11 protein-coding genes are annotated in these 12,455 nt (G+C 45.7%); 9 read left to right on the forward strand and 2 right to left on the reverse strand.

Annotated elements, in window-relative coordinates; all coding sequences use genetic code 11:
* Window positions 1–11 precede the first annotated feature (11 nt).
* From BDI_RS05215 to BDI_RS05240, 6 genes are all read left to right on the forward strand, one after another.
* The gene (locus BDI_RS05215; RefSeq protein WP_005857043.1) at window positions 12–2,174 is read left to right on the forward strand and encodes a Kelch repeat-containing protein; all 2,163 of its coding nucleotides are present in this window, start codon (window positions 12–14) and stop codon (window positions 2,172–2,174) included.
* A gap of 2 nt (window positions 2,175–2,176) precedes the next feature.
* Window positions 2,177–3,073 carry a serine O-acetyltransferase gene (locus BDI_RS05220; protein WP_005857041.1) on the forward strand — a complete coding sequence of 299 codons (897 nt, stop codon included), beginning with the start codon at window positions 2,177–2,179 and terminating at the stop codon, window positions 3,071–3,073.
* A gap of 74 nt (window positions 3,074–3,147) precedes the next feature.
* Window positions 3,148–3,546, forward strand: coding sequence for a (2Fe-2S) ferredoxin domain-containing protein (locus BDI_RS05225; protein WP_005857039.1), 399 nt, complete (start codon window positions 3,148–3,150; stop codon window positions 3,544–3,546).
* Window positions 3,547–3,567: 21 nt separating this feature from the next.
* The gene (locus BDI_RS05230) at window positions 3,568–5,358 is read left to right on the forward strand and encodes an NADH-ubiquinone oxidoreductase-F iron-sulfur binding region domain-containing protein (RefSeq protein ID WP_005857037.1); all 1,791 of its coding nucleotides are present in this window, start codon (window positions 3,568–3,570) and stop codon (window positions 5,356–5,358) included.
* A gap of 14 nt (window positions 5,359–5,372) precedes the next feature.
* The gene (locus tag BDI_RS05235; protein WP_005857035.1) at window positions 5,373–7,163 is read left to right on the forward strand and encodes an NADH-dependent [FeFe] hydrogenase, group A6; all 1,791 of its coding nucleotides are present in this window, start codon (window positions 5,373–5,375) and stop codon (window positions 7,161–7,163) included.
* A gap of 3 nt (window positions 7,164–7,166) precedes the next feature.
* Entirely contained in the window at window positions 7,167–7,655 is a 489-nt protein-coding gene (locus tag BDI_RS05240) for a complex I 24 kDa subunit family protein (protein WP_005857033.1), read from the forward strand.
* A gap of 73 nt (window positions 7,656–7,728) precedes the next feature.
* Here BDI_RS05240 and BDI_RS05245 read toward each other — a convergent pair whose 3' ends face one another.
* Window positions 7,729–8,691, reverse strand: coding sequence for a TPM domain-containing protein (locus BDI_RS05245; protein WP_011966293.1), 963 nt, complete (start codon window positions 8,689–8,691; stop codon window positions 7,729–7,731).
* A gap of 14 nt (window positions 8,692–8,705) precedes the next feature.
* Window positions 8,706–9,293, reverse strand: coding sequence for a LemA family protein (locus BDI_RS05250; RefSeq protein ID WP_005857030.1), 588 nt, complete (start codon window positions 9,291–9,293; stop codon window positions 8,706–8,708).
* Between the two features lie 328 nt (window positions 9,294–9,621).
* Between BDI_RS05250 and BDI_RS05255 the strand changes: the two genes are divergently transcribed.
* The 3 genes from BDI_RS05255 to BDI_RS05265 are packed head-to-tail and all read left to right on the forward strand — an operon-like array spanning window position 9,622 to window position 12,424.
* Window positions 9,622–11,001, forward strand: a complete 1,380-nt coding sequence (locus BDI_RS05255) for a cytochrome c peroxidase (protein WP_011966294.1) — start codon at window positions 9,622–9,624, stop codon at window positions 10,999–11,001.
* An 18-nt stretch (window positions 11,002–11,019) separates the two neighbouring features.
* Entirely contained in the window at window positions 11,020–11,481 is a 462-nt protein-coding gene (locus BDI_RS05260; protein ID WP_005857026.1) for a septal ring lytic transglycosylase RlpA family protein, read from the forward strand.
* Between the two features lie 10 nt (window positions 11,482–11,491).
* Entirely contained in the window at window positions 11,492–12,424 is a 933-nt protein-coding gene (locus BDI_RS05265; RefSeq protein WP_008779858.1) for a UDP-glucuronic acid decarboxylase family protein, read from the forward strand.
* The last annotated feature ends 31 nt before the right edge of the window (window positions 12,425–12,455 follow it).

Genomic DNA, 12,455 nt, shown 5'->3' on the forward strand with positions numbered 1-12,455 from the left:
ATTGATTATTTATGAAACATATATACTCACTCTTCTCTATTCTATTTGCGGCTTTATTAATGGCCGGATGCGTGAATGATCCGGATATAGATGGTGGCATTCGAAACGCTAAAAAACCGTCTGTTAAGACAGACGAGATATTGAAGTCCACGGCTAGTTCAGTGACAGTATCGGGGGAGGTCCTGCAAGAAAACGGCGCTCCCGTGACAGAGGCCGGTTTTTGTTGGAGCACGGAATCTACCTTTACTGTGATAGAGAAAAATAAAAAAGCCGTATCCAAGCGTAAGGTAAAATATGAGGCTACGATCGAGGGCTTAACCAATGATCTGGATTACTATATCCGGGCCTATGCGATCAATGCGGTAGATACCGCTTATGGAGAGATTTTACCTTTTAAGACGAAAGATGGATTAGGAAGCGTTAAGACCTTATTTCCAGTCAACGTGATGTCTACTTCCGTTCAATGCGGAGGTATGATAACCAAACAAGGAGAAGCCGAAATCGAGGAAAGGGGTATTTACTTAATGCTGAATCCGGAGCCTTCAGCATCTGACTCCACGATTCGTATAGACATGGAAGCCGATTCGTTCTATTGTACGATCTCCGATTTAAAACCGGAAACTACCTATTACGTTAGAGCTTACGCAAAAAGTAAATATGGTGAGTATAACGGGGCGAAAGTCGAGACCTTTAAGACTACGAATGGTCGTCCTGTATTAGATGATAACAAATTCAAGAAAATAGCGACAGAGTTTACCTATGCGGAGTTCTCCATGGAAATAATAAGCGAGGGAGATTCTCCGATCACGGCATGTGGTTTCTGCTTTAGTACTGATAAATCACCGACAATAGAAAATGGGGATACGATTATTTGCGGAGCGGGTATCGGAGAATTTGCCGGGAAAATCTATGATATGCAACAGCAGAAAGGGTATTACGTACGTGCTTATGCGACAAACGCTTTAGGTACTACCTATAGCGCAGGCGAAGGTATCCATACGATTCTGGAAAGTGAGTTGCCTACAGTCAATACAAAGGAGGTGTCTACTATTAAAAACGGTACCGCATGGGTAGGAGGAGAGGTCTTAGCCGAAGGTGCCTCACCGGTTACAGAGGCTGGTGTATGTTGGGGAACTAGTCCTAGTCCGGCCTTTGGTAATTGTGAAGGAGCGGTAGCTCTTTCTTCCGGTACACAAGCGTTTACGGGTACGATAAAGGAATTGAGAGGAGGCACGAGCTATTATTTAAGAGCTTACGCTAAAAATAAGAATGGTATCGCTTACGGAGAGGAAGTTCGCTTCCAAACTCCGGATATATTTGGAGTAGGGGCAAGGTTTGAGGGAGCTTTCCGGATACCGGGATCTACCTCTTTCTGTACCTTGGCTAATAGCACGGGATTCTTATTAGGCGGTGACACGGGTAGGGAATACACCGATGAGTTTTGGGGATATATGACCTCTAAGAAAGAATGGTTGCCCTTAAGGTCTCAGCCTGAGAAATTATCGGGCCAAGCATGTTTCAGTATCGGATTTGGCCTATGGACTTTTGGTGGTTTAGATAACACGGGAAAGATATGTGACAGTTTATATGTATACTCCACGTCCGATAATTCTTGGAGCGCCGTACAAACAGACCAGCAACGGCCTAAAGGTATGTATCGGACGGCATGTTGCAGAATGGAAGATCAGGCGTTCCTCATAGGTGGACGTAGAGGTAACGAACTAATCGATGAAGTCTGGACTTATGAACCGAGCGCTTTCGTTTGGAGCAAGAAATCTAATTTCCCGATTAAACAATACGGCGGAATATCCGTTGTAATTGGTGACCGTATATATGCCGGACTGGGGATTATTAATAAAGCGGATCCTTCTTTGGAATATACGACACAGTTTTGGTCTACAGACAAGAACGCTGTAGCTTGGGAAAAGGAGGCTTCGTTCCCCGGAAGGATGCTTTTATGTGCTATCGCTTATGGTAATTACGTATATGGCGTAGACGGGGACGGTTATATTTGGCGCTATGATCCGGACTCTCAGAACTGGAGCCAGAAATCCCAGTTACCAGCGGCTAACAGGTCTGTACATTGCATGTATGTCTTGGATAATTATATCTATATCGGTTTGGGCAATGCCTCTAACTCATTAATCAGTTACGATCCTACTTGGGATAATTAAAGATGAATAGAACAGCGATTTTAGAACAGATACAGAAGAACGTAGAACGGCTGTCGGCTCCTGATCTACCGGAATACAAATATATCCCGTTGCATCAGAAGCCATCGCCTTCAGTCGCTACGTTGCATGAGATCATGCGCCTATTACGTACGGTTATCTTCCCCGGATTCTTTGGTACGGAACAAGAGGCTCAATTAGGCTCTATCCAATATTATACGGGAGTCTATTTGGAAAAGATCTATGATCTCTTGCAAGAGCAAATATATAATGGACTTTGTTTTGAGGTAGAGCGTTGTTGTGATTCCAAGGACCGGGCTTCCGAGATCTCGATCGCTTTTATTAACCGGATTCCTCATATCAAATATTTACTGTCCACCGATGTAAAGGCCATCTTGGATGGTGATCCGGCAGCCAAGAGCGTGAGTGAGATTATATTCTGTTATCCGGCGGTCTACGCGCTTTTACATCAACGGGTCGCTCATGAATTATTCGAGCTAGGCGTACCGGTACTCCCGCGTATCATTACGGAAATGGCACACTCGCAAACCGGGATCGACATTCATCCCGGGGCGCAGATCGGAGAATATTTCAGTATCGATCATGGAACGGGTATTGTCGTGGGACAAACCGCCATTATCGGAAACCATGTCCGCCTTTATCAAGGTGTGACGTTAGGAGCTAAGAGTTTTACGCTGGACGAGGAAGGACTTCCGATAGATTTACCCCGTCATCCGATCATCGAGGATTATGTGACCATTTATTCCAACGCATCCATATTAGGACGGATCACTATTGGCCGAGGATCTATTATCGGGGGTAACATCTGGCTCACCCATAGTGTACCTCCCAATTCCAAGATATCTCAATCACGTGTCGAAGAAAAATTCACGGAAATATGATATTATTTGAAAGAGATTCCGTATGTTTGTGCAAATGACATTACGGTGTTTTCCTTAAATAATAGAATATGACCATGAACAAAGTAAAGACATTAGATGATCTCAAGAAAATGCGTGAATCTCTTCGTGCGTCTTTGGATCTGCGTGAAAAAAGCAATACCCCTGATCAGCTCGTACAAATTAAGGTTTCTATGGCCACTTGCGGTATAGCTGCCGGAGCCAAGGAGATAATGAGTTATTTTATCGAGGTTTTAGACCGGCAGAAAATCGATGCGTTGGTAACTCAAACCGGATGCATGGGCTATTGTTATGCGGAACCGACTATCGAAATCAAGCTTCCGGGTCAGGAGCCGTTGGTATTCGGTTATGTTGATAAGGCAAAAGTAGAAGAGATCATAGATAAGTATATCCGTAAGGGTATCTTGGTAGACGGCATCATTCCTGTAACTTACACCACCGTAAAACCCGAATAAGAAATTTAATATCTTACATAAATGGCACAATACACGAATTATATATTGGTGTGCGGTGGCACAGGTTGCCGTGCATCACAAAGCGAGCAGATCATCGAGAATCTGAGAGCCGCCGTCGAGCAATACGGATTAGAGGATACACAAGTGATCCGTACCGGATGCTTCGGTTTCTGCGAGAAGGGTCCGGTGGTTAAGATGATCCCCGATAACACTTTTTACGTACAAGTTCAACCATCGGATGCGGACGAGATCGTACGGGAGCATTTGGTAAAAGGCCGTAAAGTGGAACGGTTACTTTATATGAATCCAGAGACCCGTGAGCTGGTTCCGGACTCCAAGCATATCAGATTCTATAAGAAACAGCTACGAATCGCCCTTCGAAATTGTGGCTTTATCAACCCTGAGAATATCGATGAGTATATCGCTCGTGACGGCTATGTAGCGTTAGGAAAAGCCCTTGTGGAAATGACTCCCGAGGAAGTAATCAAGGAAATCATGGATAGCGGTTTACGGGGTCGTGGGGGCGGTGGTTTCCCCACAGGTTTGAAATGGCAGATTACCCGTAAGGTACAAGCACCTCAAAAATACGTGGTTTGCAATGCGGACGAGGGTGACCCGGGCGCTTTTATGGATCGCTCCATATTGGAGGGCGACCCGCATTCGATTGTGGAGGCTATGGCGATTAATGGATATTGTACGGGAGCTAGCAAAGGTTTGGTATATATCCGTGCCGAATATCCGCTAGCCGTGGAACGTTTGAAAATCGCCATACGGCAAGCGAAAGAATATGGATTGCTGGGCGAGAATATATTTGGGACTGATTTCTCATTCGATATCGAGATCCGGTACGGTGCCGGAGCTTTTGTTTGTGGAGAGGAGACTGCTTTGATCCACAGTATGGAAGGTTTGCGAGGCGAGGCTACCGTAAAGCCGCCGTTCCCTAGTGAACACGGGTATAAAGGTTGTCCGACCAATGTAAATAACGTAGAGACTTACGCAAATATCCCGGTGATCTTGTTAAGAGGCGCTAAATGGTTCAGTAGTATCGGAACGGAGAAAAGCAAAGGAACAAAGGTGTTCGCCTTGGCTGGAAAGGTAAACAATGTGGGGCTGATCGAGGTTCCTATGGGTACGACTTTGCGTGAGGTTATCTTTGGAATTGGGGGAGGTATCAAGGATGGAAAGAAGTTTAAGGCTGTGCAAACCGGTGGCCCGTCAGGAGGTTGCTTGACTGAAAAGCATCTTGATCTTCCTATCGATTATGATAATTTGCTTGCCGCTGGTTCCATGATGGGTTCCGGAGGTATGATCGTCATGGACGAGGATGATTGTATGGTAGCCATGGCTAAGTTCTATCTGGACTTTACGGTCGAGGAATCTTGCGGTAAATGCGCACCGTGCCGTATCGGTAATAAACGCTTACATGAGATATTGCAGAAAATTACGAGTGGAAACGGAGCCGAAGAGGATTTGACCCGTCTAAGGAATCTGGCGATGGTGATTAAGGATACCGCTTTATGCGGCTTGGGACAGACTTCTCCGAATCCGGTTTTATCTACGATGGATAATTTCTACGATGAATATCTGGCGCATGTCCGGGAGCATCGTTGTCCGTCTCATCAATGCCGGGAACTTACTCAATATTTCATCAATCCGGAGAAATGTAAAGGATGTACGCTCTGTGCCCGTGTTTGTCCGGTGCATGCGATTACAGGTGGACGGAAAATTCCTCATATTATCGATCCGCAAGCTTGTATCCGTTGCGGTACCTGTATGGAGAAGTGTAAGTTCGGAGCGATTTATGTCCACTAAATTTATTTATAAGCATGGAAACAATTCAATTAATCATAGATAATAAAGAGGTGGAAGTGCCGAGAGGAACCACCATTTTAGATGCGGCAAAAAGTGTAGGTATCCACATCCCGACACTCTGTTATATGAAACTGGAGGACTTGCACTACGAGAATAATCCGGGAGCTTGCCGTATTTGTGTCGTAGAGATCGAGGGACGTAGAAATCTAGCCCCATCCTGTAAGATGGAATGTACGGAAGGCATGGTCGTACGGACACATACCCCCCGGGTGATGAATGCCCGTAGGACGGTGATGGAGCTGATCCTCTCGAATCATCCGGCGGAATGTCTGACATGTAGCAGCAACGGACATTGCGAGTTACAAAAGATCGCACATGACTTAGGAATCCGTGAGATCCGGTATAAGGGAGAGATGTCCACATTTACGATAGACCGTTCCCCTTCCATTGTGCGGAACATGAACAAATGTATCATGTGCCGCCGCTGTGAGACCATGTGTAATACGATACAGACAGTTGGCGCCTTGACTGCCGTGAACCGTGGATTTAACGCGGCCGTATCGACTGCTTTTGAACGGGATATGGCCGGAAGTACCTGTTCGTATTGTGGACAATGCGTATCCGTCTGTCCTGTAAACGCGCTTAGCGGACGTAATACGCAACAGCCGGTCTTGGACGCTTTGGCCGATCCTACTAAAATTGTTATCGCCCAGACAGCGCCGGCGGTTCGCACAGCGTTGGGACGTGATTTCGGGTATGAGCCGGGTACATTGGTTACAGGCAAGATGGTTTCAGCTTTGCGTCAATTGGGTTTTGATTATGTATTCGATACGGACTTTGCCGCCGACTTGACCATTATGGAAGAGGGTACGGAATTATTACATCGCCTAGGTAGTTACCTAAATGGAGACAAAGAGGTGAAAATACCGTTAATGACGAGTTGTTGTCCGGGTTGGGTTAGCTTTGTGGAACAACATTTCCCCGAGTTACGGGATAATTTATCTACAGCCAAGAGCCCGCAGCAAATGTTCGGAGCGATCGCCAAGAGTTATTTCGCCGAGAAGTTGGGAGTGGACCGTAAGGATTTGGTAGTCGTATCTATCATGCCTTGTTTGGCGAAGAAGTATGAGGCTAGCCGCCCGGAGTTTAGCGTGGAAGGTAATCCCGATGTAGATTATTCGATCTATACCCGTGAGTTAGCCCGTTTAATCCGTTATGCGAATATAGATTTCAATGAACTGCCGGATGGTGAGTTCGATAGCCCGTTGGGTGAATCTACCGGAGCGAGCGTGATCTTCGGTACTACCGGCGGTGTTATCGAGGCCGCTTGCCGTACAGCTTATGAATTATATACGAAGAAAAATCTGGATAAAGTGGACTTCGAGGAGTTACGCGGGCTGGAAGGTATTCGTAGCGCTACGATCGATTTTAATGGGACTCCGGTAAAGATCGGTATCGCTCATGGTCTGGGGAATGCCCGCAAATTGATCGAGGAGGTGAAGAACGGTACCTCTCCTTATCATGCGATCGAGGTGATGGCTTGTCCGGGAGGCTGTATCGGCGGTGGTGGACAACCGTTCCACCGAGGCCGTATGGAGGTACTTCGCCGGCGTGCTTCCGCTCTTTACCGGGAAGACGCTAACAAACCGCTTCGCAAGAGCCATGAGAATCCGTATATCCAGCAATTATACAGCGAGTATTTGGGAGAGCCTTGCGGACCGAAAGCCCATAAATTACTGCATACCCATTACATAGATCGTAAGGAAGTAATCGGTATGTATATAGAAACCGAAAAAAGTAAATAAGCCATGAATGAGATACATTTGCCTAAAACAAAAGTAGCGGAGCTACATGCGATATGCGCTGAACGCAACAACGATCCCGGGGAGTTGATCAATATCTTGCACGCCGCCCAAGGCTTGTTCGGATATTTACCACCGGAAGTCCAACAGGTTATCGCCGCCGAATTGAATATCCCGGTCTCAAGGGTATATGGCGTAGTTACTTTTTACTCATTCTTTACGATGACCCCCAAAGGGAAATACCCCATCTCTGTTTGTCTGGGAACGGCCTGTTACGTGCGTGGCGCAGAAAATGTTCTGGAAGAAATGCAACGTCAATTGGAAATAAAGGTAGGAGAGACTACACCGGACGGTTTGTTCTCCTTGGATTGCTTACGCTGTGTCGGTGCTTGCGGATTAGCTCCGGTGGTCATGATCGGCGGGAAGGTCTATGGAAGGGTTACTCCCGAGAAGGTACGGGATATACTTTCCGACTACTATCTGAAAGAGCAATAAGATACGAAAACACAAGCGGTCACATAAAGTTTTACGTGACCGCTTGTATAAAATAATGCGAATAATCGTATTTTCAGAAACGACTGATCGAACCGCCACCCCCGGAGCTTCCACCTCCCCAAGAGCCGCCTCCGCTAAAACCTCCGAAACCACCACCGCCACCCATAATAATAGGGCCACCTCCTCCTCGGTGTATGCGGTCGATGGTACGATTTTTTTTCTCTGTATACCCGCAACTCTTACAGCGGTATACATCTTCGGCCAGACCTTCCGAGAAACGAGTCGCTTCCCGGATCACCTGCTGCCCCATATACACAAAGGTTTTCTTTCCACAACGGGGACATGCCTTCGGACGATACTTTAAGTATGCGATAAATGCCGAGAAACCGATCATCCCGATAATCCCCACCACGAATATCCACATAAAATCATCATCGGACGAGGAAGAAGAACGGTTGCCAGTCATGCCTGCCCGTTCATAGTCGCTGGACATTAAATACTTGGTAACCGCCATGACTCCTTTCAACATGCCGGCGCTATAATCCCCGGCCTTTAGATCGGGCATCATATACCGCTGCTGGAGCCGGTAGCAAATCGCGTCGGGTAAGACACCCTCGATGCCATATCCCGTCTCGAAAACGACCGAACGTTGGGAAGGTTCCGTCACCAACTGGATCAATAAACCATTATCCTTGCTCTTTTGTCCCAATCCCCAATGTTTGAATAAATCCGTAGCGAACATCCGGGCATCATGATCACCGATGCTATTCACGGCAACGACAGCTACCTCGATACCGAGACTATCTTCCACTACATTTAATAATTGATTGATACGTGCCGCATCATCCGGGGTAATGATACCATCCGGATTACTGACATGGTTCAACCGGTTGGAAAGACGTACGTTCGGAATGGTCTCGATCGAATAATCCTTTGCCGCGAAAATAGAGGAGGCAAAACCAACCAGCAATAAACTGATCCATAAAAGGCTTACCGGACACTTGCGTCTAGATCTTATATTCTTTATCTCACTCATTCAGCGAATGGCTATTAGAATTCTACCTTAGGAGCCTTTTCCGCACCGGATTCAGCGGCGAAATAAGCTTTCGATTGGAAGCCGAACATTCCGGACAAAATATTGTTCGGGAATTGGCGAATATAGGTATTATAAGACTGAGCTACCTCATTAAAACGTTTACGCTCTACTGAGATACGATTTTCGGTCCCTTCCAATTGCGCTTGAAGCTCCATAAAGTTTTGATTCGCTTTTAAGTCTGGATAACGCTCTAAAACAAGCATCAAACGGGAGAGGGCATTTCCTAACTCACCTTGTGCGGACTGGAATTTCTTCAAGGATTCCTCAGTAAGGTTAGAAGGATCAATCGTAGTCTTCGTCGCCTCGGCACGAGCGTTGACCACACCTTCTAAAGTCTCTTTCTCATGCGCGGCGTATCCTTTTACCGTATTTACCAGATTCGGGATCAAATCCATACGGCGTTGATATTGGTTCTCAACTTGGCTCCATGCGGTTTTCACGCCTTCGTCTTGAGTTACCATATTATTATACACGCCTTTCACCCAAAAGAATAATATCGCTACGATAGCGATGATAATCCATACAACTTTGTTCTTAAACATCTTTGCCTTATAATTTATTGATTATACATAATGAGACAAAGCTATATAAAAAAATCGGATTATCCACATAGCGATTGGCGGCTGCTTATAACTGCGATTGTTAGCTGCTTATAATGGGCATTGTAACATCCTTATATTGCCCATTGTTAGAACCTCATACTGGGCATTATAGGAAGGAGCTTGCCGCAATGCTGCGGATGGAAGCCTACCGCATAGATTCTATTTATCTTCCCATAGATAAAACTGATCAATGAAATCCAAGGCTTTTAGGGTACATGTAAGTGAATTGTTCTATATTTGCACTTAATAAATCTAAATAAATATAGTTATGCGTAAAACAATTTATGCTAAAATGGCGGCATTACCGGTAGGACTCTGCGCTTTAGCCTTTGCGGTTACCTCGTGCGGTTCTTCCGAATACAAGAAATTTGCCGACAATGAAGGTAAGCAAGTGGCCTCTATCCTGCGGGAAAACGACTGTTTGGCCTGCCACTCTGAAAATGCGCCTCTGCCATTTTACGGTAATTTACCGTTGATCGGTCCCGTAGTACAGGCAGACATGAAGGAGGCCGTTCACTATGTGGACTTGACTGCTATGGTGGAAGCCTTGGAGAACGGGCAGCCCGTTTCAGAGGTTGATTTGGCGAAGGTGGAGAATACGGCCCTAAGCGGCTCTATGCCCCCGGCTAAGTATTCCCATATGCCGATGCACTGGGGAACCAGCCTTGACGACAATGAGAAAGCGGTGATCATCTCATGGGCGAAGAATGTCCGTAAAGATCGTTTCACGACCGAAACCGTAGCGGAAGAATTTAAGAATGAGCCTCTTCAGCCTCTAATGAAGAGCTTGCCTACAGATCCGGCGAAGGTAGAGTTGGGTTTTGCCCTGTATCATGATACTCGTTTGTCTGCGGACAATACGATCTCTTGCGCTACTTGCCACGGATTGAACACAGGTGGTGTAGACCGTAAGCAATATTCGGAAGGTATTAATGGACAGTTCGGTGGTGTTAACGCTCCGACCGTATATAATGCGGCGCTTAATTTCGTTCAATTTTGGGACGGACGTGCGGCAGACCTAAAAGAGCAAGCGGCTGGTCCTCCATTGAACCCAGTGGAAATGGGTTGTACCTCATTCGACCAGATTTGCGAGGCTTTAGCGCAAGATAAGGATTTCACGAAGAAATTCACGGAAGTGTATCCGGAAGGTTATTCTCAATCTACGATCACGGACGCTATCGCTGAGTTTGAGAAGACCTTGCTTACGCCGAGTCGTTTCGACAAATACTTGATGGGAGATAAAAACGCGCTTACAGCGGAAGAATTAGAGGGTTATCAACTATTCAAGGACAATAAATGCGCTACTTGTCACGTTGGTGTAAATGTCGGTGGTCAATCTTACGAGTTCATGGGTATCAAGAACAGCTATTTCGATTACCGGAATACAGGGTTGACGGACGGTGATAACGGACGCTATGCCGTGACTAAGAAAGAATCCGATCGTCATAAGTTCAAAACCCCGACACTTCGTAACGTGATGCTGACTTATCCGTACATGCACGACGGAACGGTAGCCTCTGTAGAGGATGCGATCCGTATCATGCATGAGTTCCAGATCGGAAAGGAGATCAATGATGTAGAAGTTGAAAAAATCGTTGTTTTTCTAAGGACTTTGAACGGAGAATATAATGGAAAAATGCTTCAATAATTGATTAAAAAAAGGTACATGTCCTTCCGCTTGTTCTACATATTACTTATATTTGCCGCAGTTAAGTGTGGAGAAGGAATATGGGCACAGGAGGAAGGACTTGCTTCGTATTACCATCATCGTTTCCACGGCAGGAAATCATCCAGTGGAAGGGTTCATGATAAAGAAGAATTAGTCGCCGCGCATCGTACGTATCCTTTTGGTACTTTTTTAAGAGTCACGAACTTGGAGAATATGAAAAGTACCATTGTATGCGTAACGGATCGTGGACCTCGTTATAGAAAACGAATCATTGATGTATCAGCGAGCGCCGCCGAGATATTGGATTTTATCGATAAAGGTGTCGCTAAGGTACGGATAGAAGTCGTTCCCGGCCCCTTAGACCTCCGCTATCTGGACTTGATCTATCCTAAGATTCCTTATCTGGATATAGATTATTTACGTCCGGATCCACCTTATAGGGTGAAATTCACGAAATAAATTTAATATAATGAAGCAAATACTTATCACCGGGGGCGCCGGCTTTATCGGTTCTCATTTATGTGCCCGTCTTTTAGAAGAAGGAAATGAAGTAATTTGTCTGGATAACTATTTTACGGGAAGTAAGGAGAATGTGATTCCTCTGCTGAAAAATCCACATTTCGAGTTGATCAGGCATGATGTTTCTATACCGTTCCAAGCCGAGGTCGATGAGATTTATAATTTGGCATGTCCCGCATCTCCAGTTTATTATCAAATAGATCCGATACAGACGATCAAGACATCCGTGTTAGGAGCGGTCAATATGTTAGGTCTGGCAAAACGGGTGAACGCTAAGATATTACAAGCATCTACCAGTGAGGTGTATGGAGATCCCATGATACACCCGCAGCCGGAAAGCTATTGGGGAAATGTCAACCCGATAGGGCCTCGCTCTTGTTATGACGAGGGCAAGCGTTGCGCCGAGACCTTATTTATGGATTACCATCGCCAAAACAAGGTTCGCATTAAAATCATCCGCATCTTTAATACGTATGGGCCTAATATGAGTACGAACGATGGCCGTGTCGTCTCTAATTTCATTATACAGGCATTACAAAATAAGGACATTACGATTTATGGGGATGGAAACCAAACTCGTAGTTTCCAATATGTAGACGATTTGATCGAGGGGATGATTCGCATGATGAATACCTCGGATGATTTTACCGGCCCGGTAAATATCGGAAATCAGGGAGAGTTCTCGATGAACGAGTTGGCCAAGATCGTGATCCGTTTGACAAACTCCTCCTCTAAGATCGTATACCGCCCGTTGCCGGGAGACGATCCCAAGCAACGTAAGCCCGATATTACGTTGGCCAAAGAGAAATTAGATGGGTGGGAACCTACGGTTTGTTTGGAGGAAGGATTAAAGAAAACAATATTATACTTTAAATCTCTCTAATAAATTTCTAATTTGGCCTAAGAGTATTCTA

The organism is Parabacteroides distasonis ATCC 8503 (genome assembly GCF_000012845.1).
GTDB lineage: Bacteria > Bacteroidota > Bacteroidia > Bacteroidales > Tannerellaceae > Parabacteroides > Parabacteroides distasonis.

Bases quoted from the DNA above. Each gene is read 5' to 3' on its own strand.
- BDI_RS05215 (WP_005857043.1), top strand. From the start codon at position 12: ATGAAACATATATACTCACTCTTCTCTATTCTATTTGCGGCTTTATTA.
- BDI_RS05220 (WP_005857041.1), top strand. From the start codon at position 2,177: ATGAATAGAACAGCGATTTTAGAACAGATACAGAAGAACGTAGAACGG.
- BDI_RS05225 (WP_005857039.1), top strand. From the start codon at position 3,148: ATGAACAAAGTAAAGACATTAGATGATCTCAAGAAAATGCGTGAATCT.
- BDI_RS05230 (WP_005857037.1), top strand. From the start codon at position 3,568: ATGGCACAATACACGAATTATATATTGGTGTGCGGTGGCACAGGTTGC.
- BDI_RS05235 (WP_005857035.1), top strand. From the start codon at position 5,373: ATGGAAACAATTCAATTAATCATAGATAATAAAGAGGTGGAAGTGCCG.
- BDI_RS05240 (WP_005857033.1), top strand. From the start codon at position 7,167: ATGAATGAGATACATTTGCCTAAAACAAAAGTAGCGGAGCTACATGCG.
- BDI_RS05245 (WP_011966293.1), bottom strand. From the start codon at position 8,691: ATGAGTGAGATAAAGAATATAAGATCTAGACGCAAGTGTCCGGTAAGC.
- BDI_RS05250 (WP_005857030.1), bottom strand. From the start codon at position 9,293: ATGTTTAAGAACAAAGTTGTATGGATTATCATCGCTATCGTAGCGATA.
- BDI_RS05255 (WP_011966294.1), top strand. From the start codon at position 9,622: ATGCGTAAAACAATTTATGCTAAAATGGCGGCATTACCGGTAGGACTC.
- BDI_RS05260 (WP_005857026.1), top strand. From the start codon at position 11,020: ATGTCCTTCCGCTTGTTCTACATATTACTTATATTTGCCGCAGTTAAG.
- BDI_RS05265 (WP_008779858.1), top strand. From the start codon at position 11,492: ATGAAGCAAATACTTATCACCGGGGGCGCCGGCTTTATCGGTTCTCAT.